Source organism: Mycobacterium sp. 1274761.0 (genome assembly GCF_001668615.1).
In the GTDB taxonomy this organism is placed as follows: domain Bacteria; phylum Actinomycetota; class Actinomycetes; order Mycobacteriales; family Mycobacteriaceae; genus Mycobacterium.
In genome coordinates, this window is sequence record NZ_LZMC01000036.1 from 1 (window position 1) to 22685 (window position 22685).

Annotated in this window: 24 protein-coding genes, 3 tRNA genes and 2 pseudogenes; 18 read left to right on the forward strand and 11 right to left on the reverse strand. The window is 66.6% G+C overall.

What is annotated here, in order from left to right:
- Positions 1 to 31: 31 nt before the first annotated feature.
- Positions 32 to 640: a TetR/AcrR family transcriptional regulator gene (locus A5651_RS05770; RefSeq protein WP_066976621.1), complete on the forward strand. Its 609-nt coding sequence runs from the start codon at positions 32 to 34 to the stop codon at positions 638 to 640.
- Between the two features lie 3 nt (positions 641 to 643).
- Here the strand turns inward: A5651_RS05770 and A5651_RS05775 are convergent, their stop codons facing one another.
- Positions 644 to 832, reverse strand: a complete 189-nt coding sequence (locus A5651_RS05775) for a hypothetical protein (protein WP_066976624.1) — start codon at positions 830 to 832, stop codon at positions 644 to 646.
- A 199-nt stretch (positions 833 to 1031) separates the two neighbouring features.
- Here A5651_RS05775 and A5651_RS25215 point away from each other — a divergent pair, with 199 nt between their 5' ends.
- Positions 1032 to 1310, forward strand: coding sequence for a DUF2510 domain-containing protein (locus tag A5651_RS25215; RefSeq protein WP_066976626.1), 279 nt, complete (start codon positions 1032 to 1034; stop codon positions 1308 to 1310).
- Between the two features lie 36 nt (positions 1311 to 1346).
- Positions 1347 to 2183 (forward strand): annotated as a pseudogene (locus tag A5651_RS05785) (serine/threonine-protein kinase); the annotation flags it as partial.
- A gap of 233 nt (positions 2184 to 2416) precedes the next feature.
- Here A5651_RS05785 and A5651_RS05790 read toward each other — a convergent pair.
- Both A5651_RS05790 and A5651_RS05795 read right to left on the reverse strand, forming a co-directional pair.
- Positions 2417 to 2489 (reverse strand) — tRNA-Arg (locus A5651_RS05790).
- 40 nt (positions 2490 to 2529) lie between these two features.
- A tRNA-Ser gene (locus tag A5651_RS05795) sits at positions 2530 to 2618 on the reverse strand.
- A gap of 84 nt (positions 2619 to 2702) precedes the next feature.
- On the opposite strand from A5651_RS05795, the gene hisC reads away from it, so the two are divergent.
- The gene (hisC, locus tag A5651_RS05800) at positions 2703 to 3758 is read left to right on the forward strand and encodes a histidinol-phosphate transaminase (protein ID WP_066976630.1); all 1056 of its coding nucleotides are present in this window, start codon (positions 2703 to 2705) and stop codon (positions 3756 to 3758) included.
- Positions 3755 to 4206 (forward strand): annotated as a pseudogene (locus A5651_RS05805) (DUF4334 domain-containing protein). The gene hisC and the pseudogene A5651_RS05805 overlap by 4 nt, the downstream one beginning before the upstream one ends.
- Positions 4207 to 4251: 45 nt before the next feature.
- On the opposite strand, the gene A5651_RS05810 reads toward A5651_RS05805, so the two are convergent.
- Positions 4252 to 4848, reverse strand: a complete 597-nt coding sequence (locus tag A5651_RS05810; protein ID WP_066976634.1) for a TIGR03086 family metal-binding protein — start codon at positions 4846 to 4848, stop codon at positions 4252 to 4254.
- 41 nt (positions 4849 to 4889) lie between these two features.
- Here A5651_RS05810 and A5651_RS05815 point away from each other — a divergent pair, with 41 nt between their 5' ends.
- Together A5651_RS05815 and A5651_RS05820 are read left to right on the forward strand one after the other, a co-directional pair.
- Positions 4890 to 5339: a hypothetical protein gene (locus A5651_RS05815; protein ID WP_082943609.1), complete on the forward strand. Its 450-nt coding sequence runs from the start codon at positions 4890 to 4892 to the stop codon at positions 5337 to 5339.
- Positions 5340 to 5367: 28 nt separating this feature from the next.
- Positions 5368 to 6192 (forward strand): crotonase/enoyl-CoA hydratase family protein, encoded by an 825-nt coding sequence (locus A5651_RS05820; RefSeq protein ID WP_066976640.1) that lies wholly within the window; start codon positions 5368 to 5370, stop codon positions 6190 to 6192.
- On the opposite strand, the gene A5651_RS05825 is transcribed toward A5651_RS05820, so the two are convergent.
- Positions 6179 to 7087, reverse strand: coding sequence for an NAD(P)-dependent oxidoreductase (locus tag A5651_RS05825; protein WP_066976691.1), 909 nt, complete (start codon positions 7085 to 7087; stop codon positions 6179 to 6181). The two genes, A5651_RS05820 and A5651_RS05825, sit on opposite strands and share 14 nt — an antisense overlap.
- 40 nt (positions 7088 to 7127) lie before the next feature.
- Here A5651_RS05825 and A5651_RS05830 point away from each other — a divergent pair, with 40 nt between their 5' ends.
- The gene (locus A5651_RS05830; RefSeq protein ID WP_066976643.1) at positions 7128 to 7571 is read left to right on the forward strand and encodes an SRPBCC family protein; all 444 of its coding nucleotides are present in this window, start codon (positions 7128 to 7130) and stop codon (positions 7569 to 7571) included.
- Between the two features lie 134 nt (positions 7572 to 7705).
- A complete protein-coding gene (locus A5651_RS05835; protein WP_066976647.1) occupies positions 7706 to 9553 on the forward strand; it encodes a glycosyltransferase in 1848 nt (615 codons plus the stop codon).
- On the opposite strand, the gene A5651_RS05840 is transcribed toward A5651_RS05835, so the two are convergent.
- The 3 genes from A5651_RS05840 to A5651_RS05850 form a co-directional block, all read right to left on the reverse strand.
- The gene (locus A5651_RS05840) at positions 9554 to 10399 is read right to left on the reverse strand and encodes a class I SAM-dependent methyltransferase (RefSeq protein WP_066976650.1); all 846 of its coding nucleotides are present in this window, start codon (positions 10397 to 10399) and stop codon (positions 9554 to 9556) included. It abuts the gene before it with no gap.
- A gap of 46 nt (positions 10400 to 10445) precedes the next feature.
- Positions 10446 to 10532, reverse strand: a tRNA-Ser gene (locus A5651_RS05845).
- A 21-nt stretch (positions 10533 to 10553) separates the two neighbouring features.
- Positions 10554 to 11066 carry a MarR family winged helix-turn-helix transcriptional regulator gene (locus tag A5651_RS05850; RefSeq protein WP_066976653.1) on the reverse strand — a complete coding sequence of 171 codons (513 nt, stop codon included), beginning with the start codon at positions 11064 to 11066 and terminating at the stop codon, positions 10554 to 10556.
- A gap of 66 nt (positions 11067 to 11132) precedes the next feature.
- On the opposite strand from A5651_RS05850, the gene A5651_RS05855 reads away from it, so the two are divergent.
- Positions 11133 to 12116 carry an NAD(P)H-quinone oxidoreductase gene (locus A5651_RS05855; RefSeq protein WP_066976656.1) on the forward strand — a complete coding sequence of 328 codons (984 nt, stop codon included), beginning with the start codon at positions 11133 to 11135 and terminating at the stop codon, positions 12114 to 12116.
- 9 nt (positions 12117 to 12125) lie between these two features.
- Here A5651_RS05855 and A5651_RS05860 read toward each other — a convergent pair whose 3' ends face one another.
- Positions 12126 to 13322, reverse strand: a complete 1197-nt coding sequence (locus A5651_RS05860) for a cysteine desulfurase-like protein (RefSeq protein WP_066976659.1) — start codon at positions 13320 to 13322, stop codon at positions 12126 to 12128.
- A 110-nt stretch (positions 13323 to 13432) separates the two neighbouring features.
- Between A5651_RS05860 and A5651_RS05865 the strand changes: the two genes are divergently transcribed.
- Genes A5651_RS05865 through A5651_RS05890 form a run of 6 tightly spaced genes read left to right on the forward strand, consistent with a single transcriptional unit; the run spans position 13433 to position 18908 of the window.
- Positions 13433 to 15388, forward strand: a complete 1956-nt coding sequence (locus A5651_RS05865; protein ID WP_066976662.1) for a DUF6541 family protein — start codon at positions 13433 to 13435, stop codon at positions 15386 to 15388.
- 28 nt (positions 15389 to 15416) lie between these two features.
- Positions 15417 to 15929, forward strand: a complete 513-nt coding sequence (locus A5651_RS05870; RefSeq protein WP_066976665.1) for a bacterial proteasome activator family protein — start codon at positions 15417 to 15419, stop codon at positions 15927 to 15929.
- An 8-nt stretch (positions 15930 to 15937) separates the two neighbouring features.
- Positions 15938 to 16747, forward strand: a complete 810-nt coding sequence (locus A5651_RS05875; RefSeq protein ID WP_066976667.1) for an ABC transporter ATP-binding protein — start codon at positions 15938 to 15940, stop codon at positions 16745 to 16747.
- On the forward strand, positions 16740 to 17723 hold the full coding sequence (locus A5651_RS05880; RefSeq protein WP_066976670.1) for a glycosyltransferase: 984 nt from the start codon (positions 16740 to 16742) through the stop codon (positions 17721 to 17723). Before A5651_RS05875 ends, A5651_RS05880 begins: the two co-directional genes overlap by 8 nt.
- The gene (locus A5651_RS05885; RefSeq protein WP_066976673.1) at positions 17720 to 18550 is read left to right on the forward strand and encodes an ABC transporter permease; all 831 of its coding nucleotides are present in this window, start codon (positions 17720 to 17722) and stop codon (positions 18548 to 18550) included. The genes A5651_RS05880 and A5651_RS05885 overlap by 4 nt, the downstream gene beginning before the upstream one ends.
- A 43-nt stretch (positions 18551 to 18593) precedes the next feature.
- Entirely contained in the window at positions 18594 to 18908 is a 315-nt protein-coding gene (locus A5651_RS05890; RefSeq protein ID WP_066976676.1) for a zf-TFIIB domain-containing protein, read from the forward strand.
- On the opposite strand, the gene A5651_RS05895 is transcribed toward A5651_RS05890, so the two are convergent.
- Complete coding sequence (locus A5651_RS05895) at positions 18905 to 19645, reverse strand: aminoglycoside phosphotransferase family protein (protein WP_066976679.1); 741 nt, start codon at positions 19643 to 19645, stop codon at positions 18905 to 18907. The two genes, A5651_RS05890 and A5651_RS05895, sit on opposite strands and share 4 nt — an antisense overlap.
- A gap of 11 nt (positions 19646 to 19656) precedes the next feature.
- Positions 19657 to 20121, reverse strand: a complete 465-nt coding sequence (locus tag A5651_RS05900) for a carboxymuconolactone decarboxylase family protein (protein ID WP_066976682.1) — start codon at positions 20119 to 20121, stop codon at positions 19657 to 19659.
- A gap of 49 nt (positions 20122 to 20170) precedes the next feature.
- On the opposite strand from A5651_RS05900, the gene A5651_RS05905 reads away from it, so the two are divergent.
- Positions 20171 to 21589 (forward strand): PLP-dependent aminotransferase family protein, encoded by a 1419-nt coding sequence (locus tag A5651_RS05905; RefSeq protein ID WP_066976685.1) that lies wholly within the window; start codon positions 20171 to 20173, stop codon positions 21587 to 21589.
- A gap of 78 nt (positions 21590 to 21667) precedes the next feature.
- Positions 21668 to 22685, forward strand: a 1018-nt coding sequence (locus A5651_RS05910) for a DUF222 domain-containing protein (RefSeq protein ID WP_066976688.1), incomplete at its 3' end; no start/stop codon positions are given.

Here is a 22685-nt window from a genome sequence, read left to right on the forward strand (position 1 = left end):
CAGAGCGCACGGGAAACCGTGTCCGCCTGAAATGGCCAGAACCCAGCAGCAGCGCCGCGAGGACACCATCGCCCGCCTGCTCGACGCGAGTATCGCCACGATCATCGAGATCGGGTATGCACGTGCGTCGGCCAAGGTCATCGCCCGGCGGGCGCAGGTGTCCGACGGCGCCCTGTTCCGCCATTTCCCGACCATGGGTGACCTGATGGCGGCGACCGCTCAGGAGGCAGGCCGGCGACAGCTCGAGGCCGCTGCGAAGCGGATTGCCGACATCCCCTCCGACCGGCCGGCGATCGAAGAGGTGCTGGCGATCATCCGCGACCTCACCGCCAACTCCACCAACACCGTGATCTACGAGCTGATGATCGCCGCGCGCACCGATGAGAAGCTGCGCGACACCTTGCGCGAGGCAATGGCCACCTACATCGCCAAGATCTACGACGCCGCGCGGGCGGTGCCCAGCGCTGAGGAGATCGAGGCGTTCGGCGAGGAGAATTTCGCGGCGTTGGTGGCGGTGCTGATCAACACCTTCGACGGCGCCGCGATGTTCCGACATGTGTTGACCCATAATGACATCGCCGACATCGACGATCGGCGGATCCCTGTGCTGATTTCGCTGCTGAACGCCGCTCGGCCGTAACGGCTATAGCCCCTTGCAGATGTCGACGAATGCTTCGAACTCCTCGCCGGTGAGCATGTTCGCGTTCGCCATGCGCTCGCATTGTTTCTCCCTCTCGCTCTTCCAGGGCTGGGTGGTGGCGAGAAGGAGAGCGATGGCCGCGAGGGCGACGATAGCCACGAGGATCACAACCATGCGCTTGGTGGAGCTCATCACCCTAGTTTGACCGGAAACAGCGCAGGGTATTCGACCGGCGTCGTCGGGGGCCGGCATCTTGGGAGGACTTTGCGATGGCTGTCGGCATTTGCCCTGCGTGCGGGTATCCCACCATCGAATCGAAGACATGTGCGGCCTGCCTTCCCATGATGGCCGCCCGCGCCGAGACGCCGTCAATCATCAGAGGGAGGTCGAGATGGGCAGCTTGGGCAACTTCGCCGGAACGATAAATTCGCTGATCTGGCTTTTAATCGTCATCGTCGTGATCGCGGTGATCGTCTGGGCCGTGCGTATGGCATTTGCCCCCCGCGGCGGCCGCGAGTACCGGGAGCGCACCGTCGTTCAGCAGCCGGCGCCGTCGCAGCCCCCACCGTCGGGCAGTCTGGCCCCGGGGTGGTATCCCGACCAGAACGATCATCGCAAGATGCGCTATTTCGACGGCCGGGTGTGGACGTCGGAGACCCGCGGCGCTTAGGGCACGCGGCTGCTCTGAGGCTTGTAGGATTCACACATGCCGTTAGCTGACGGCCAGGTTTACGCCGGTTACACCATCCTGCGCAAGCTCGGCGAAGGTGGCATGGGCATGGTCTACCTGGCCCAGCATCCGAGGCTGCCGCGGTATGACGCATTGAAGGTGCTTCCTGCGGCACTTACCGTCAATGACGAATATCGGCAGCGATTCAACCGGGAGGCTGATATCGCCGCTACGCTCTGGCACCCGCACATCGTGGAAATTCACGATCGCGGAGAGTTAGACGGGCGACTCTGGATTTCGATGGACTATGTGGACGGTACCGATGCCGCCACGTTGCTGCAGACCCGCTACCCGAACGGAATACCACCGGACGAGGTGGTCAGAATAACCAGAGCAGTGGCCGAGGCATTGGATTACGCGCACGAACAGCGACTGCTGCACCGTGACGTCAAGCCGTCGAACATCCTTCTGTCCCGCCCGGAAGACCCGAAAGAGCGAATCTTTCTAGCTGACTTCGGGATAGCGAAATGGGCAGATGACAACAGGAGACTCACCGCCACGAACATGGCAGTGGGAACGGTCGCGTACGCCGCTCCTGAACAGTTGTTGGGAGACCCGATGGACGGGCGTGCGGACCAATACGCACTGGCCGCAACAGCTTTCCATCTGCTCACCGGTACGCCTGTGTTTCAGCATTCCAACCCGGCAGTCGTCATCAGCCAACACCTCAGCACTCCGCCCCCAGCGATCGGTACGAGGCGACCCGAACTCAAGGATCTAGGGCCGGTATTTTCCAAAGCGTTAGCAAAGGCGCCCGCGGACCGCTATGCGACGTGCGTTGAGTTCGCTGACGCGCTCGCCAGGCAACTCGGAGTGGTGACTGCCGAGACCGGCGCGGAGGACACGGTGCTTGCAATACCCCGGCCGTCACAGAGGCATCGCGCACAATCCACCCAGGCGTCGAAAGAACTCACCGTGACGCAATGGCGAATCGTCGTGGGCCTCCTGGTGATCATGACCACCGTCGCAATTGTCTTGTTGACCTTGCACCTCATTTGATCGAGTCGCTACGTCAGCCCCGGCACCAAATGAATCAAGTCCTCAAGCGCGCCCGAAGGGATTCGAACCCCTAACCTTCTGATCCGTAGTCAGATGCTCTATCCGTTGAGCTACGGGCGCATACGCGTATTCAGTTGTGTCGTGGCTGCGTGAGCCGCGGCGGAGGCGAGAGGATTTGAACCTCCGGTCGCCTTTGAGGGCGACAACTCATTAGCAGTGAGCCCCATTCGGCCGCTCTGGCACGCCTCCCGACGGTTTACCGCCGATCCGACAGAGTACACATCGCCTACGCCACCAGGCAAAGCGCACTACGGCCGCCCATAGACTGATCAGGTGCCTGCCCGTCTGCGTCCTGAACTGGCCGATCTGCCGGCCTACACGCCCGGGCGGACCGTTCCGGGTGCGATCAAGATCGCCAGCAACGAGACGGTGTACGGCCCGCTGCCCAGTGTGCGCGCTGCCATCGAGAAGGCCACCGACACCATCAACCGCTATCCGGACAACGGGTACGTCGAGCTCAAGGAACGGCTCGCCAAGCACGTCAACTTCGCGCCGGAACACATCGCGGTCGGCTGCGGATCGGTGAGCCTGTGCCAGCAGTTGATCCAGATCACCTCCACCGTCGGCGACGAGGTCGTCTACGGCTGGCGCAGCTTCGAGATCTACCCGCTGCAGACCCGCACGGCGGGCGCCGTAGGGGTGCAGGTGCCGCTGACCGACCACACATACGATCTCGACGCGATGGCGGCTGCGGTGACCGACCGGACACGGCTGATCTTCGTCTGCAACCCGAACAATCCGACCAGCACCGTGGTCGACCCTGACGCGTTGGCCCGCTTCATCGAAGCGGTGCCGTCCGACATCCTGATCGCGCTCGACGAGGCGTATGTCGAGTACATCACTGAGGACATGGCGCCCGACAGCTTCGGCCTGGTCCGCAGCCACAGCAATGTCGTTGTGCTGCGGACCTTTTCAAAGGCCTACGGGCTGGCGGGATTGCGCGTGGGTTATGCCGTCGCCGATCCCGACATCATCACCGCGCTGGGCAAGGTCTACGTGCCGTTCAGCGCGACGAGCATCTCGCAGGCCGCCGCGATCGCGTCGCTGGACGCAGCCGACGAATTGTTGGCCCGCACAGATGCCGTAATCGCCGAAAGGGCAAGGGTGACAGCGGCCTTGCATCAGGCGGGCTATGAGGTGCCGCCGTCGCAGGCCAACTTCGTCTGGCTGCCGCTGCCCGGCCGCGGGCAAGAGTTCGCGCGCGAGTCGGCCAAGAGCCGCATCATCGTGCGACCCTACGGCGATGACGGGGTGCGCGTCACCATCGCCTCACGTCAGGAGAACGACATGTTTCTGGAGTTCGCGGAAAGCTGGAACGCCGGCGTATGACGACAGCTCGCAATCGTTTTCATGAGTTGAAGGCCTACGCCGGACCAATCCCTTACGAAGACCTCGAGGCGTTGTGGCCATCACTTGAACCCGCGACGATCGAGTTCATGATCGGCGAGTGGAAGGGTGGCGACCTGCCCACCGGTCACCGGGGCGACTGCTTCCTCGGCGAGTTCTGGACGACGTTCAGATCCGCATCCGACGTGCAACCGATCATCCGCCTCGACGCCGACGGCAACAAATACGAGGACACAAAGCTGATGAAAGGTGGAGCCAGCCTGTGGATGGAGGAGTTCCGCGGCGAGCTGACCGCGACCATGGTGTACGACTCCATGCCAATCCACGATCACTTCAAGAAGGTCGATGACGACACCGTCCTCGCATCACCAACGGCAAGGGCGCGCTCGACAATGGCCGCCATATGTACTTCTATCTCGAGCGGCTGTGATCGCGTAGCGCGGTGAGCGACCGGTCTGCGAAGTGTGGCGGCCCCTCAAGCGTCCGGGTCGCGCCCGGTGTAGGCGACCAACCGGTCCAGCGCATTCGCATCGGCGGCCACGTCCACCGGATCGTTGAAGCCGGCTCTGCTGCGTCCCTGCGGCGTGATGATTTTCTGCGCCATCCCCAACACGTACTCCGACAGTGAGTCGGGGGCATTGGGGACTCGGCCGAGCGCCTTCGCGTAATCCCAGGCGTGAACCAGGAATTCGAGCGACAGAATACCTGCCATGGCGCGCGCAGGCGCTTCGTTGTCGCCGAACTTCACCGTGCCGTCGAGCCCGCGCCGGTGCCACGCGTCGAGCGCGGGCCTCGCCGCGGCGATCACCTGACGCTCCACGGAGTCGCGCGAATTGCGCTCGGGTAGCTCCGCACCTGCCGCGCCGCCGATCACCGTGATCGAGTTCATCAGGTGATCGGTCAGCTTCGCGATGTCGAACTCCGCGCACGGCGTCTGTTTCGACCAGTCGTCGTCGGCGATCGGATGCACCACGTTCTGCAAAACGTGAAGGCTGGCTTCGGCGCTGTCGAGTTCGTCGGTCGGGGGCGAATTGGGTCCTGGCGGAAGATCGGGGTGCGTCTCGGATGGCATGTATGCCACGCTACGTCGCGCGTGCGCCTATCGTTGCGCAGATGAAGACCCATGTGCGGGTGACGGCGACTGCCCTGATCTTCGTCGGCCTGGCGACCGGGTGCTCACGCACCACCGAGGGCGCCGTCGCGCAGACCACCGAGCCGGGTCCGCCCATCAACTCGCCCACCCGCACCCCGTCGGCCCAGCCGAACTTCCCCAACATTCCCGGCCTGCCGAACATCCCCGGCCTTCCGCAGATCCCCGGCTTCCCGATGCCGGGCAACACCAACGTCCCCGAAGTCCCCGCGCCGGCCAACTGGGCGGCGATGAAGTGTGACGAGTTCACCAAGCTCGACGAGGCCGAACAGCGCGCAGTGATCAAGGCGATCCTGGAGCAGGGCGGCAAGCAGGCCACCCCGGAGTCGGAGATGGTCGCATCGCTGATGGCCACGACGATGTGCCAATTGATGCCCAGCGCGGTCGTCAAAGAGGTGGTGGCCGGAACGTAGCCACGGCGAGTGGCTAGCCTGTCGGATCATGGGCGACACGTATGAATCCGTCACCGTCGACATCAAAAACCACGTCGCTACGGTGACGCTGATCGGGCCGGGCAAGGGCAACGCCATGGGCCCGGCATTCTGGGCCGAGATGCCCGAGCTGTTCGCCAAGCTCGACGCTGACCGCGAAGTCCGCGCGATCGTAGTGACTGGGTCGGGGAAGCACTTCAGTTACGGGCTCGACCTGATCGCGATGGGGGGTTCCTTGTCCGGCGCAATGGGCGAGGGTCCCAACGCCAGGGCCCGCGCCGACTTCCACGCCACGATCCTGCGTATGCAGGGGGCCATCAACGCCGTCGCCGACTGCCGCACGCCGACCATCGCCTCGGTGCACGGCTGGTGTATCGGCGGCGGCGTGGATCTGATCTCCGCGGTCGACATCCGCTACGCCAGCGCCGACGCTAAGTTCTCGGTGCGCGAGGTGAAGATCGCGATCGTCGCGGACGTCGGCAGCCTGGCCCGGCTTCCGCTCATCCTCAACGACGGTCATCTGCGCGAGCTGGCGCTTACTGGCAAAGACATCGACGCCGCGCGGGCCGAAAAGATCGGCCTGGTCAACGACGTCTACCCCGACCCGGAGGCGTCGCTGGCGGCCGCACACGAGACCGCAGCCGAGATCGCCGTGAACCCGCCGTTGGTCGTTAGCGGTGTCAAGGACGTGCTGGACCAGCAGCGCATCGCGCGGGTCTCGGAGAGCCTGCGCTACGTGGCGGCGTGGAACGCGGCGTTTCTGCCGTCGAAGGACCTCGGCGAGGGCTTGCGCGCGACGTTCGAGAAGAGGCCGCCCAACTTCACCGGGGAGTAGGGCGAAAGCCTAACTCCGCCTTGGCCTTTGCGTTCGATAGCGGCAACCAGGTGGTGCCGAACGCCGTCGCGGGATACGGGGCCACCAGACGCGCCAGCCGGTGTGAGACCGGAATGGGCGGCGGCCGGTGCATTTTGGCCGACAGCTCGCGGACGTAACCAGCGAACGACTGCGGGCGGTCGTCGACGATGTTGTACAGCTGCCCGCCGCGGCCCGACTCGAGCGCGTCGGCGGTCGCCCGCGCCACGTCGTCGATGTGGACCCACGACACGATCCCGTTGCCGGTGAGCGCGGGCAGCGCCCACCACTTCGCGAGCCGGACGAACAACTCGTCGTGCGGCACGCCGGGCCCGTAGAAACACCCGTAGCGCAACACGATTCCCTCGGTGTCGCTGTGCTGCCCCGACGACAGCACGGTGCGCTCCATTCCGCGCAGCGCCGCCAGCATGTCGGCCCCGCCTTTCGGGGGCGGACCGGGATACGGATCGGTCTCGTCCATCAGCGCGGGCCCGGACGTCGGATAGCCGTAGGCGAAGATCACTGACTCGGCGACGATCCGGCGTGCGCCCGCCCGTTGCGCGGCCGACACCAGTTTCGACGCGCCCGTGCTCCACAGCCTCCTCGCCGGATCGAAGTCCTTCATCCGGATGGGTCCCAGCTTCGGCAGCGTCGTCAGCAGCGACACCACCACGTCCGGATGCGCGTCCGCGACGGCGCGGTCTGTCGCGGCGGCGTCGAACACGTCGACCACCGCCGGTGTCGCTCCAGCACTCGCGATCTGCGACGTCTTCGACTGCGCACGCGTCAGACCGACGACGTCATGACCGCGCGCGCTCAGTTCGCGCAGCAGCGGCAGGCCGGGCACGCTCGTGGATCCTGCAACCAGCACCCGCATATGGTCACCGTAGTGCGCCCGGCCGCGACACACTGATGGGATGGCCACCGTCGACGTCGAGGTCCACACCACGATCGACCGGCCCCGCCCCGAGGTGGCCACCTACTGCTGCGACCCCGACAACGTCACGGCGTGGTACGCCAACATCAGATCCGTGCGCTGGGAAACTGCGCCGCCTGTCGCCGTGGGCTCGCGGTTCCGATTCAGCAGCGCCTTTTTGGGCCGAGTCCTGGACTACACCTACGAGGTGGTGGAGCTGGTGGCCGAGCAGCGGTTCGTCATGCGCTCCGACGCCGGCCCGTTTCCGATGGAGACGACGTATGAGTGGCAGGACGTAGGCGAGGGCGGCACGTGGATGACGCTGCGCAACCGGGGGGCGCCCACCGGTTACACCGGGCTGGCGGCGCCGCTGCTGGCCACAGCCGTCAGGCGCGCCACGACGCAGGATCTGGCCCGGCTGAAGTCGATTCTCGAACGCCGCTGAGCTGGCGATTTCAAATACCTGACCCGGGGGGCGCGCCGTCAACTTGTTTCAGAACGCGAGCTTGTTACGCTCCCACGGGGACCTTGGCGGGAGCTGGATGGCTACGCAGGGATTATTAAGGTAGTAGGAGCAGCATGACCGAGCGCGCAGCGCTCACCGAGCACGCCGCCCCTGAGCGGCTCGTGGTGGCGCGCGGACTGTTCACCGGTCCGAGCGCCTCGGTGCCCGACGAAATGTACGCCCGCATCATCGGGGGCAAGGCACACCGCGAACGCAACGCGTTGCACCTCGAACACGGCGCGACCGTCGACACCAACACCTATTTCGGCCGGCTGCCCGCCAGCTACTTCCAGCGCTGGACCACCGCCACCGAGGTGGCGCTGAAGCTGACCTTCGACGCCGACGGTCCCGCCACGCTGCTGCTGCGCGCATCGGACGCCGGCGGCACCGAGCGAACCGTCGCCAGCCGGGAAGTAGACGGCACGGGCACCGCGGAGCTCACTGCCCGGCTCAACGAATTCGTCGACGGCGGCGCGCTGTGGATGGAAAGCCGCGCCGTCGGTGGCCCTCTGAAGATCACCGACCTGGAGTGGACGGTGCCCGGGCCCGAGAAGATCCGGCCCGCCGCGATCGCCATCTGCACGTTCAACCGGGCCGACGACTGCGCGACGAACCTCGCGACCATCGCCGGCGACAAGAGCCTGCTGGCCGGCATCGACGCGGTCTACGTTGCCGACCAGGGCACCGACGCCGTGGAGACCCGTCAGCTGTATCAGGACGCCGCTGCACAGCTGGGCGACAAGTTGGTGTATCTGCGCCAGCCGAACCTCGGCGGTGCGGGCGGGTTCGCGCGCGGCCTTTACGAGATATCGAGCATCGCCGACCACGCCAACGTCATCCTGATGGATGACGACATTCTGCTGGATCCCGAAACGGTGTTGCGGCTCAACGCTTTTGCCAACCTGACGCCGCACCCGACCATCATCGGCGCGCAGATGTTGTACCTGAAGAACACCAAGCAGCTGCACGTCGGCGCCGAGCAGACCGAGATGCCGCGGCTGCGGGCAGGCCGCTGGGCGCCCAACGCGCTGCACAACGCGAACATGCTGAAGTACAAGCAAGATCAGCGTGTCGACGCCGAATACAACGCCTGGTGGTCATGCCTCATCCCGTCGGAGGTCATCGCTGCCATCGGGTTGCCGCTGCCCATGTTCTTTCAGTGGGACGACATCGAATACGGTTTGCGCGCAGCCGAATCCGGCTTCCCAACCACGACGCTGCCCAATGCCGGCGTCTGGCACGCGGACTTCCATTGGAAGGACCGCGACGAGTTCATCCGGTACTTCAGCGTGCGTAACGCGTTGATCACCCATGCCATGCACGGCCGGATCGATCCCAAGACCACCAGCCGGTGGCTGGGCCGCGAGATCGCCGAGTGCCTGTCGGCGATGCAATATGGCTTGGCGTACACCATGGTTCGCGGCATCGAGGACTTCCTCGAAGGCCCGCGCGTCCTTCACGACGGTGGGCCGGAGGCGCTTGCGGCCATCCGCAAGGAGCGCGCCGAGTTCCCCGAGACCGTCGTGCACCCGGCCGTGAAGATCAGCGAGCTGACCGGCACCGCGCCGCGCATCGTTCCGATAGGCCACCGTCCCCGCAAGGACCGGATCAACCTCGTTTTGGCCAAACGCGTTGTCTACCAGTGGTTGGGGCGTGCGATCCCCGGTCCCGTCGCGATCACCGCCGCGCACAACGAGTGGTGGCATGTGTCATTGTTCGACTCTGCCGTCGTGACAGACGCTTCTCAGTCGGGCGTGCGGCTCCGGCGCCGCGACAAGCAGCAACTCAAGCGCGTTTCGCGTCGCGCCGCCAAGGCGCTGCGACGGCTGCAGAAGGAAGCGCCGGCCGCGCAGGCGACGTGGCGCGAAGCGCTTCCGACGCTGACCAACCGGGAGAACTGGGGCCGGCTGTTCAATTCCTGATCAGTGCAGCCGGGCCGCGACTTGCTCGTTGTTTCCTGTAAAGGCCAGGTATTCGAAAGCACGGCCGGTGCGTTCGATGAACTCCGTCCACGCCCGGTACTCGTGTGACCGCCAGCCGGGATAGTTGAAGAACTCGTCGAACAGCACGATGGCGTCGGGCGCCAGCCGGTCGCCGAGCAGATCGAACACTGTCTTGCTCGACGAGTAGAGGTCGCAGTCGACGTGCAGGAACGCGACCTGCTCATCGGTGCGCGCCAGATACGCGGGCAGCTCGTCCTCGAAGAGGCCGACGACGATCTCGGTGCCCTCGACGGTCGGGATCTCCGATTGCGCGAACTCCCCAGCGGGAAATCCGGTACGCCACGCTTCCGGCAGCCCGGTGAAGCTGTCGAAGCCGGCGACGGTCCGGTCGTGCGCCACGGCGTCGGCGATGATCTTCAGCGTGGTGCCGGTGGCCACGCCGAATTCGAGTGCGAGGCCGGGACCTTTGATCTGGCCGAGCGCGAACCGCAGCGTGTCATGCGGGTGCCAGAACACCGCCGCGTTCGGCATGTGTTCGAGCACGAAGGCGGCGCTGTCCCTCGCGGCGGTGACGTCCTGTGAATTGAGGATGTCGCGGCGGGAGATCTGCTCGAGGTCATAGAGCCTGCGGTGCAACCGTTCGTCGGAGTCGATCATCCGGCCCGCCAGGCGGTCGATGGCCGCCATCTGCTCAGTGTGCAGGGCACGCAGCTGCTGCTGTTGCTCGTCGAGTTCTCGCTGCCGCCGGGTCAACTCGGCGTCGACCACCTCCGCCACCGCGCGTTGCAGCTTCTCGCGCGCGGATCGTTTGAGGCTCTCGAACATGCTCAACACCGTAGCCCGCGCGATCACGGTGAGGCATCCGGCACCGCGGTGGCGGAGGGATTTGAACCCCCGGACGGTGTTAGCCGTCTCTCGCTTTCAAGGCGAGTGCATTAGGCCGCTCTGCCACGCCACCGCCGATAAGAGTACGGGTCTTTCAAACCCGGCCGACCTTCGCGGCCGACGGAGTGTCCTTCAGCGCGACGCTGATTCGACGGCAGTTCTCCCCCATCGCGGCGATCTGTGACCGCGACAGCTTGGTCAGGAAGTGTTCGCGCACACCCCTGGCGTAGGTGACCATCGCCTCGCGCACCTGCACCCGGCCGTTCTCGGTGATGCCGGCCAGCACGCCGCGGCCGTCGTCCGGGCTGGCGTGGCGGCGGACCAGCCCGGCGACCTCCAGCCGGCGGATCTGGCGGGTCACCCGGCTCGGCAACGACATCAGCCCTTCGGCCAGATCGCCCATGCGGGCAGAGCCGGTAGCCGACTTGTCCAGCATGTCGAGAAGACGCACATCGTTGAGGGTCAGTTGATGCGTTTCGACGAGCGCCCGGTTGAGCGTCGCATACATGCGCAGCGCCGAATCGAGGAAGTTCTGCCACGACCGCTGCTCGGCGATGTCGAGGCCGGGCATATCACCAGCAGTTCGCCCGGCAATCGTCCCCTCCATCTACGGAATGGTAGACGGGGTTCACAGTGCCAAGGGTCTTTTTGAGCAGCCGGTAGGGTTTTTTAGGTGCGTGCAATCGTCGTCGAATCCGCCGACCGACTCGTCTGGCAGGAAGTCCCCGCTATCCAGCCCAAACCTGGTGAGGTGCTGATAGAGGTCGGCGCTGCGGGAATCAACCGGGCCGACCTGCTGCAGGCCGCGGGCAAATATCCACCGCCGGCAGGCGCCAGCGAAACGCTGGGTCTCGAGGTCTCCGGCACCATCGCAGAGGTCGGCGAGGATGTCCACCGGTGGTCGATCGGGCAATCCGTCTGCGCTTTGCTGGCAGGCGGTGGCTATGCACAGTTCGTCGCGGTGCCCGCCGGACAGGTGATGCCGGTGCCCGACACCGTGGAACTGCACGACGCGGCGGCCCTTCCGGAGGTGGCGTGCACGGTGTGGTCCAACCTGGTGATGACCGCTGGGCTGGCCGCAGGCCAGGTGGTGCTGCTTCACGGCGGCGCCAGCGGCATCGGCACGCATGCCATCCAGATCGCCCGCGCTCTCGACTGCCGCGTCGCGGTGACGGCCAGCTCAAAGCGCAAGCTCGACCTCTGTAAGGAGCTCGGCGCCGAGATCCTGATCAACTACCGCGAAGCGGATTTTGTGGAGCAGCTGCGCGCGGCGACGGGCGGCGCGGGCGCCGACGTGATCCTCGACATCATGGGAGCGGCCTACCTGGACCGGAACGTCGATGCCCTGGCCGACGACGGACGCGTGGTCGTCATCGGCATGCAGGGCGGCGTCAAGGGCGAGCTGAACCTGGGCAAGCTGCTGGGGAAGCGGGGCGGTGTGATCGCCACCGCCCTGCGTGGCCGGCCGGTGGAGGGGCACGCCAGCAAGAGCGCCGTCGTGACCGAGGTGGTCCGCAACGTGTGGCCGATGGTGGCCGACGGCCGCGTCCGCCCGGTGATCGGCGCGGAGTTCCCGATCGACCAGGCAGGGGCCGCGCATGAACTGCTGAACTCCGGAGACGTCTTCGGGAAGGTGCTGCTGCGGGTCACCGAGTAACCCAGCTGACTAGCCGAGCGAGGCGAGCGCGCGGATCAACTGATCGATCTCGGCGGTGGTCGTGTAATGCGCGAGCCCGATGGTGACCGCGCCGCCGATGTCGTTGACGCCGATCACGTCGAGCACCCGCGAACTCGCGTTGGCGATGGCGAGCACACCGTTGTCGGCGAGTCGCTGGACCACTCGTTCGGCGGGCACCTCCTTGACCACGAAGCTCAGCGCGGGAATCGACAACTCGGGGTTGCCGATGACCATCACGAGCGGCAGCGACCGCAGCGACATCTGCAGGTAGTCGAACAGCCTGGACATGTAGGTCCCCGCCGATTGCATCGACACGGTCAGCCGCTCGCGGCGCGTTCCCCTCGCCGTCTCGTCAAGGTTGGCCAGGTATTCGATGCTCGCCACGAGGCCGGCCAGCAGCGGGTACTGATGCGCGCCGATTTCCAGACGCTCGGCTCCGGTGGCGTACGGGTTCAGCGCGATCGAGCCGAACGTGCCGATGACGCTGGGATCGCGGAACACCAGGGCGCCGACCGGCGGGCCGCCCCAGGCCAGCGCATTGACCGCGACCACGTCGGCGTCGACCTCGTCGATGTCGATGAGGCGGTACGGCGCGGCCGCGGAGTGGTCGACGATGACCAGGCCGCCCTCGGAGTGCATCATCTTCGTCGGCGTGCGCAGATCGGTCACCGTGCCCAAGGTCGCCGACGCCGAGGTGACCGCGACCAGCCGGGTCGCCTCGTTGATCAAGCTCTCCCACTGCCACGTCGGCAGCTCTCCGGTTTCGATGTCGACCTCGGCCCATTTGACTTTGGCGCCATAGCGATTCGCCGCTCGCAGCCACGGCGTGATGTTTGCCTCATCGTCTAGCCGGGTGACAACGGTTTCATAGCCCAGCCCGACCCGCGACGCGGCCGCGTCGGCGAGCGAGGTGAGCAGGATGGCACGGTCGGCGCCGAGGACGACGCCGCGCGGATCGGCGTTGACCAGATCGGCGACCGCCTGGCGGGCCGCGTCGAGCACCGTCGCGCTGCGCAACGCGGAGGGGTGCCGACCGGTCGTCGTCCTCATCGAGTTCCGGAACGCCGTCGACACGGTGGTGGCGACGGAGTCGGGCAGCAGCATCCCGTTCTGAGCGTCGAAGTGCACCCACCCATCGCCCAGAGACGGGTGCAGGCCGCGCACCCGGGCGACGTCGTATGCCATGCCAGCCACCTTAAAGAGCCTGTGGAATCCACAAACCGAAAGCCTTGATGGGTGCCCAACGCCGGAGTGGGGGTGCCGGACCGGGTCACCTGGGCAGCCATACTAGTGCAGTGAGCTTGGGCTTTGGAGTGCTACTGGCGGTGTTGTTGCTGGTAGTGCCGGGAGCCATAGTCGCTCGCGCGTGCCGGCTGCCCATCGTCGTTGCGGTCGCGGTGGGGCCTGCGTTGACCTATGGCGTAGTGGCGCTGGCGATCGTCCCGTTCGGTGCGATCGGCATCCCGTGGAACGGATGGACCGCGCTGTTTGCGCTGGCCGTCGTGACCGCGGTCGCTGCGGCTTTGCCAAAACTGCTCAACCGGTTCCACACCCCCGCCGTCGAGGGCCGGCCGATGTCGGGGGGGCCCGCGCTGGCCGTCGCGGTTGGCGTCGTGCTCGGGGCTGCGCTGATCGGCGCGGCGGCGGTCGCCGGGCTGCCGCACTGGCAGTCCATACCGAGCACTTGGGACGCTGTCTGGCACGCCAACACAGTGCGCTGGATCCTCGACACCGGCCAGGCGTCGCCGACCCACATGGGCGAACTGCGCAACGTCGAGACCCATGACGCGCTGTACTACCCGTCTACCTTCCATGCGCTCGCGGCGGTGTTGAGCCAGCTGACCGGCGCGGCACCGACCACCGCCTACACGTTGAGCTCGGTGGCGGTGGCGGTGTGGCTCTTCCCCGTCAGCGGGGCGGTGCTGACCTGGAAAGTGCTGCGCAACAAGGTCACCGAGTGGCAGGCCGCCGCAGCTGCCGCGACCGCGGCGGCTCTGTCGGCGTCGTTCACCGCGATTCCCTACGTCGAATTCGACGTCGCGTCGATGCCCAACCTGGCCGCCTACGGCATCGCGGTACCGACAATGGCGCTGGTGATGTCGGCGGTGGCCCGCCCGGAGCGGGTCCCGCTGGCGGTGCTCGCACTGCTCGGCCTCTTCTCGGTGCACATCACCGGCGGCGTGGTGGCGGTGGTGTTCGTCGTCGCCTGGTGGCTGGTCGATGCGCTGTGGCACCCGATCCGCGGCAGGCTGTCCGATTTTCTGGTGCTGGTGGCCATCGCGGTGCCGACGGTGTGTCTGCTGCTGCCGCAGTTCGTCGGCGTGCTGCAGCAGGCCGAGATCATCGAGGGACACGCATTCGTCACACATGAGGGCAAGAAGCGCGGGCTGATCGACGCAGTGGTGCAGCACACCCGCCACCTCAACGACTTCCCGATCCAGTGGGTGCTGATCGTGCTGGCGGGCATCGGCGGGCTGGCGTTCCTTTACAAGCGGGTGTGGTGGCCGCTGGTGTTGTGGCTGGGTCTGGTCGTGTGCATCGTGCACTCGTCGGCGCCGTTCGGCGGCCCGCTGGGCGCGCTCACCGGCAGGTTCAGCGATCTGTTCTACAGCGATCCGCGCAGGCTGTCCGCTGTCGTGACGATGCTGCTGGCGCCGGCCGCGGGCACCGGCCTGTTCGTCTTGGTGAGCGCGGTCGTGCGTGGCGTGCGCAGGCTCGTCGGCCCAGGACGAGCCGGGCCTGCCGCGCGCTGGTACGCCGCGACGGCGGCGGTGTTGGTGGTCGTCACCCTGGTCATCGGTGTGTGTTATCTGCCGCGGGGTCGGTTCCTGTTCGGCGAGAAGTACGACTCGGTGATGATCGACGCCAGGGACCTCGAGGCGTTCGCCTACCTGGCGAACCTGCCAGGCGCGCGCGACTCCCTGATCGGCAACGCGAACACCGACGGCACGGCATGGATGTACGCGGTCGCGGGGTTGCACCCGCTGTGGACCCACTACGACTACCCGGTCCAGCAGGGACCGGGATACCAGCGCTTCGTGTTCTGGGCCTACGCCGACGACGCCGACACCGATCCCCGCATCGCCGAGGCGGTCAAGGCGCTCAATATCAGGTATGTGCTGACCAGCACACCAGTGGTGCTGAAGTTCGCTATGCCAGACGGGCTAGTGTCGCTAGATAAGTCGCGATCGTGGAAGAAGATCTACGACAACGGCGAAGCGCGCATCTATGAATGGCGCGGCAGCGATTAACGAAGGGAATACGGGGTTTCCTAAGCGAATGACTACCAACACCGACGACGACAACATCGAGATCATCGGCGGCGACGAGCCGGCGGACTCCGACGAGCAGGGCGACCACAGGTCACTGACCGAGCTGGTGGAGCAGCCCGCGAAGGTGATGCGCATCGGCACGATGATCAAGCAGCTGTTGGAAGAGGTGCGTGCGGCACCGCTCGACGATGCCAGCCGCAACCGGCTGCGGGAGATCCACAAGACCAGCATCAGCGAGCTCGAGGACGGCCTGGCCCCCGAATTGCGCGACGAACTGGAGCGGCTGACGCTGCCGTTCACCGAGGACGTCGTGCCGTCCGACGCCGAGCTCCGCATCGCGCAGGCGCAGCTGGTGGGCTGGCTGGAGGGGCTGTTCCACGGCATTCAAACCGCGCTGTTCGCTCAGCAGATGGCAGCCCGCCAGCAGCTGGAGCAGATGCGTCAGGGTGCGCTGCCGCCCGGGATGGGTGTGCCGGGTCAGCGCGGCGGGCCGGCGTCGGGCACCGGGCAGTACCTGTAGGTCTGTCATTGACCGCGTCTTCCGAGCCGCACATCTCGACGCGCAACGCGTGGGTCGAGTTTCCCATCTTCGACGCGAAGGCTCGTTCCCTGAAGAAGGCCTTCCTCGGCAAGGCCGGCGGCACGATCGGTCGCAACGAATCCAACGTCGTTGTGATCGAGGCGCTGCGGGACATCACGATGTCGCTCGAGCTCGGCGACCGGGTGGGCTTGGTCGGGCACAACGGCGCGGGCAAGTCGACCCTGCTGCGGCTGCTGTCGGGCATCTACGAACCGACCCGCGGCGTCGCCACCGTCACCGGCCGGGTGGCCCCGATTTTCGACCTCGGCGTCGGCATGGACCCCGAGATATCTGGCTTCGAGAACATCATCATCCGCGGCCTGTTTCTCGGCCAGACCCGCAAGCAGATGTTGGCGAAGGTCGACGAGATCGCCGAGTTCACCGAGCTCGGGGACTATTTGTCGATGCCGTTGCGCACGTACTCGACGGGTATGCGGGTGCGGCTGGCGATGGGCGTCGTCACCAGCATCGACCCCGAGATCCTGTTGCTCGACGAAGGCATCGGCGCCGTCGACGCCGAGTTCCTGAAGAAGGCCCAGGCACGGCTGCAGGGGCTGGTCGAGCGCTCGGGAATCCTGGTGTTCGCCAGCCATTCCAACGAGTTTTTGGCCCGGTTGTGCAAGACCGCGATGTGGATCGACCACGGCACGGTCAAGATGACCGGCGGCATCGAGGAAGTGGTGCGCGCCTACGAGGGAGAGGACGCCGCGCGTCACGTTCGCGAGGTGCTCGAGGAGGACGCGCGGTCGCATGACTGAGTCCGTTGTCGATGAGCGCTCGCGCGAAGAGCGAGTTCACGCTGTGCTCGTCACGCATCGGCGCCCCGACGAGCTGGCCAAATCACTGGACGCGGTGACCACCCAGAGCCGCGCCGTCGATCACCTCATCGTCGTCGACAACGACAACGACGAACGGGTGCGCGATCTGGTCGCCGGCCAGCCGGTCGCCACCACCTACCTCGGATCGCGCCGAAACCTCGGCGGCGCCGGGGGTTTCGCTTTGGGCATGCTGCACGCGCTGGCGCTGGGTGCCGACTGGGTGTGGCTCGCCGACGATGACGGGCGCCCGCAGGATGCCACGGTGTTGCAGACGCTGCTGGCGTGTGCGGAAGCCCATGCGCTGGCCGAAGTCTCGCCGATGGTGTGCAATCTCGACGACCCCGACCGGCTCGCGTTCCCCTTGCGTCGCGGGCTGGTGTGGCGCCGTTCGGTCAGCGAACTGCGCACCGACGGCACCGGGGACCTGCTGCGCGGAATCGCGTCGCTGTTCAACGGTGCGCTGTTTCGCGCGTCGACGATCGAGGCCGTCGGCGTCCCCGATCTCCGGCTGTTCGTCCGCGGCGACGAAGTGGAGCTGCACCGCAGGCTGGTCCGGTCCGGCCTGCCGTTCGGAACGTGTTTGGACGCTATCTATTTGCACCCCTGCGGCACCGATGAGTTCAAGCCGATCCTCGGTGGCCGCATGCACACCCAGTACCCCGACAACGCGACCAAGCGCTTCTACACCTACCGCAACCGCGGCTACCTGCTGTCGCAGCCGGGGCTGCGCAAGCTGCTGCCGCAGGAGTGGCTGAGGTTCGGGTGGTACTTCCTGGTGTCTCGGCGCGACCCACGCGGGCTGGCGGAATGGGTGCGGTTGCGCAGGCAGGGCAGGCGGGAAAGGTTTACTCGGCACCGCGCAGGCGTGGGGGCACCTCCCGCCCGTAGGGCAGGGGGAGAGCGAAAAGGGCTATGACGTTTACCGACGCAGCGGCGCAGTCGCGGACGATGATCCGCGCCTGGCGCGATCTCGTCGACGGCTTCGCGCGCCGCGAGCTGTGGCTGCACCTGGGTTGGCAGGACATCAAACAGCGCTACCGCCGGTCGGTGCTCGGCCCGTTCTGGATCACCATCGCCACGGGTGTCACCGCGGTCGCGATGGGCGGGTTGTACTCGAAGCTGTTCAAGCTGGACCTGGCCGAGCACCTGCCCTATGTGACGCTCGGCCTGATCATCTGGAACCTGATCAACGCGGCCATCCTCGAGGGCGCCGACGTGTTCATCGCCAACGAGGGGTTGATCAAGCAGCTGCCGACCCCGCTGTCGGTGCACGTCTACCGGCTGGTGTGGCGCCAGATCATCCTGTTCGCACACAACATCGTGATCTTCGTGATCATCGCAATCATCTTCCCCAAGCCGTGGAAGTGGACCGACCTCGCCGTCATCCCAGCGCTCGGGCTGATCGTGCTCAACTGCGTGTGGGTATCGATCTGCTTCGGGATTCTGGCCACCCGCTACCGGGACATCAGCCCGCTGCTGTTCAGCGTCGTGCAGCTGTTGTTCTTCATGACGCCGATCATCTGGAACGAGTCCACGCTGCAACATCAGGGTGCTGGTTCCTGGGCCAAGATCGTGGAGCTCAACCCGCTGCTGCACTACCTCGACATCGTGCGGGCCCCGCTGCTCGGCGCCGACCAGGAACTGCGGCACTGGGTCGTGGTGCTGGTGCTCACCGCCGTCGGCTGGCTCCTTGCCGCGATTGCCATGCGGCAGTACCGCGCGCGGGTGCCCTACTGGGTGTGATCGTTCACAGGCACTTCACAGCCTGCTTGTGCGTTGACCAACCATGAGCATCCCGCCATATCAACCACCGACGTCCCCATCCTCCGGCAACACCCTGCGGTGCCCGAAGTGCGCCGGGGTAATGAAAACCTACGAACGCAACGGCGTGCACCTGGAGCAGTGCGACACCTGCAAGGGCATCTTCCTGGACTTCGGTGAGTTGGAGGCGCTCACCCAGATGGAGAACCGGTTCGTCCAGGCCGCTCCGCCTCCGCCGCCGCAGCCCGGCTACGGATACGAATACGGCCCGGGTTGGGGACACCGCGGCAACAGGCACTACCGCAAGCAGGGCTTTGGCAGGCTGTTCTTCTCGAGCTAACCCATCCGGGCGCACGCCGCGACGAGCAGCTCGTCGTCGGGGTGACTCGCGGCGGCCTGCACGACGGCCGCGCGGGCGAACGGCTCGAGCACCGACCACGGGTCGGTGAGCGGCACGGCTGGTCCGCCCGATCCGCGGTCGGCGTCGACGAACGCCGCCCAGTCGGCGTCGGGGATCAACCCCGCGGCCCAGAAGCCGGCTGGCCGGGCCAGGTCCCAGGCCGGGTCGCCGACGCCGAGGTCGTCGACGTCGATCAGCAACCACCTCTCCGTGGGCGAGTGCCTGCCGAGTTGGCCGAGATGCCAGTCGCCGTGCACGAGGGTCGACGGCCGGCCCGGTGAGCCCGCCCGCCAGGCGTCGACGGGCAGCGATGCGGCCGCGCGGCGCACGACGTCATTCTGACGAGCGGTGTCGATTGCGCGTCGCAGTCGCTGCGGCCAACCGTGTACGGGCGTGCGGGGTGGCACCGGCTCGGTGTGCAACGCCGCCAGCAAGCGTCCGGCTTCACTCCATGGCAGCCGGTCAGGTTGTGGCGCAACGGTTTCCACCCGCGGCCAGCGGGTGCGCCACCGCACCCCGGCGCGTTGCGGCACAGTGTCCAGCGGCGAGACGAACGAGCCCGACTCCGCGGCGATGCGGAGCCGGGCCTCGAGCAACCTCGGATCGGAGCCCGGACGGTGCAGTTTGACCACCACGTCGCCGTCGACGGTGATCTCCGCGCCGGACCGGGTTTGCATCCTGTTCAGTATCAGCGGCGCGGCAACGGCGTACGGACCGTCACGTTGATGCGGTTCCAGGCGTTGATGGTGACTGCCATCGCGATGACCTGTGCCAGCTCGCGCTCGGTGAACACCTCGGCCGCGTGCGCGTAGACGTCATCGGGCACTCCGTCGGTGATCGCGGTGATGGCCTCGGTGAGCTCGAGGGCAGCCTTTTCCCGTTCGGTGAACAGATCGCCCGCCTCTTCCCATGCGGCAAGGACATCGAGCTTCTGCTCGCTGACGCCGTGCTTGCGGGCGTCGACGACGTGCATGTTGAGGCAGAACCCGCAGTGGTTGATTTGCGATGCGCGGATCTTGATCAGCTCACCGAGTTCGGGTTCGACGTCCTTGGCCGAAGCGGCGCTGAGCGCCATCATCGCGTCAAGCAGCTCCGGGGACGCCTTGTAGATCTTGATGCGGTCTTTGGTCTGGGTTTCGAGTGTTGTTGTCATGCCATCAACGCTAGTGCGGATAGGCCCGTCTAGGTGGTTCAATTCGGGCATGGCTTCGTGGGCCAATTCTGGTAGTCGCGATCTTCATCTTGATCTGCGCTCAACCATCGCGCCCGGGGCGCGCGGGGCACGCGAGTCGCTGCTCACCGCCTTGCGCGACGCCGTGCGCTCCGGCCGGTTGGCGCCCGGATCAAAGCTTCCACCGTCACGCAGCCTCGCGGCCGATCTGGGGTTGGCCCGCAATACGGTGGCCGAGGCGTACGCCGAACTGGTGAACGAGGGTTGGCTGGCGGCGCGTCAGGGTGCGGGCACCTGGGTGCTCAATACCGCCGGCGCTCAGGCGGTTCCGCGACCTCGCGGTCACCCGCCGACGCCCGTGCACAACTTGATGCCCGGCACCCCGGACGTGTCCGAGTTTCCCCGCACGGAATGGGCGGCCAGCGCACGCAGGGCGCTGTCGCGGGCGCCGACCGAGGCGCTGCGCATGGGCGACGCCCGCGGGCGGCCCGAACTACGCGAGGCCCTCACCGAGTACCTGACGCGGGCGCGCGGGGTGCGTACCTCACCGGATTCGGTGTTCGTGTGCGCAGGCGTGCGCCATGCCGTGGAACTGCTCGGGCGCGTCTTCCGCGGCCGAGGGCCGATCGCGATCGAGGCCTATGGGCTGTTCATCTTCCGCGATGTGCTGGCCGCGTTGGAGGTGCCGACGGTGCCGATCGGCGTCGACGAACGCGGTGCCGTCGTCTCCGACCTGGAGGATATCGAGACGCCTGCCGTCCTCTTGACGCCCGCCCACCACAGCCCGTTCGGAATGTCCTTGCACCCGTCTCGACGCGCGGCCGTCGTCGACTGGGCGCAACGCACCGGCGGCGTCATCGTCGACGACGACTACGACGGTGAGTTCCGCTACGACCGCCAACCGATCGGGGCGCTGCAGGCGTTGTCGCCCGATCGGGTGGCGTATCTGGGTTCGGCGAGCAAGAGCTTGTCGCAGGCACTGCGGCTGGGCTGGATGGTATTGCCGGACAGGCTGATCGACGCGGTGAGTCAGGCGGCAGGCGGGCAGCAGTACTACGTCGACGTGGTGGCACAGCTGACGATGGCCGATTTCATTTCGACCGGCGGCTACGACAAGCACATCCGGCGCATGAGAATGCGCTACCGCCGACGCCGCGACATGCTCGTCGACGCGCTGTCAGGATTCGATGTGGGCATCAGCGGGTTGTCGGCCGGCGTGAACCTGGTGCTGATGCTGCCCGACGGCGCCGAGCACGAGGTACTCCGGCGTGCGGGCGAGGCCGGCATCGCGCTACAGGGCCTGTCGATCATGCGCCATCCGCTGGCCGGACCCGAGGTACCCGATCCCGACGGCGTCATCATCGGCTTCGCTGCACCGGCCGACCATGCCTTCGATTTTGCCGTAGACGCGCTTTTGAGTGTGTTGACGGCGTGCGGACTGGCACAGTAGTGGGCGCCCTCACCGAGTTGTCCACAGGCATGCTTGACGTGGTAGTTCGCGTCAGTGGGTCGTGGCATACTCGAACATATGTTCGATGCGGTGTTTGCCGGCTTCGGCGACGCGGAACTGATCGGCGTGATCGAGGACGCCGCCCGGCGCGAGGCGGTCGAGGCCGCGCGTCAGCTGGCCGCGATCGCCGAGCTGGTGCACCGTCGGGTCGATGACGACGTCGAAACGGCGTTGTGGGCATTTGACCCGTGGGACGGGGTGGCCGCCGAGATCGGCAGCACCCTCAATATCGGCCAGCGCGCCGCCTCGGGCCGGATGCACATCGCCGCGGCGCTGCGCGAGCGGCTGCCCCACGTCGCCGCGCTGCATCTGAAAGGCGAACTGTCGGCACGGGTGGTGGCCGCCATCACCTGGGGCACCCAGCTGGTGCTCGACCCGCAGGCGCTGGCGTGCATCGACTCCGAGATCGCCGCGAAGGCGACCCAGTGGGGGCCGCTATCGCGCGACAAACTGCGCCAAACCATCAATTCACTCGTGCACCGCTATGACCCCGATGCGGTGCGCCGCACCCAAGACGCGGTGCGCGGCCGCGACTTCGCGCTCGGCCGCTGCGACGACGACGATGACACCACCCCGGTGTGGGGCCGGCTGCGGGCCCTCGATGCCAAAGCGATCTTCGCCCGCGCCACCGCGATGGCCCGAGCAGTCTGTGACGCCGACCCGCGCAGCATGGGGGAACGCCGCGCGGACGCTATCGGTGCACTGGGCCACGGCATCGACTACTTGGTCTGCGCCTGCGGATCGCAGACCTGCCCAGCCAAGACGCAACAATCCCCCACCACATCCAGCGTCGTCATCCACGTCATCGCCGAGTGGGAAGCAGCCGACGCCGCACAGGAGCCACGCGCCGGAGAGGACACGGTTGACCCCGCGCGCCCAGCTCCGCCGGCGCTGTTAATGGGCCACGGGCCGTTGCCCAATTCGCAGCTGGCCGAGGCCATCCGCGGCGGGGCGGTGAGCAAGCCGATACCGCGCCCGAGCGTCGAACCCGAGCCACGCTACCGACCGTCGGCCGCTTCCCCGGTTGCGACGTCCC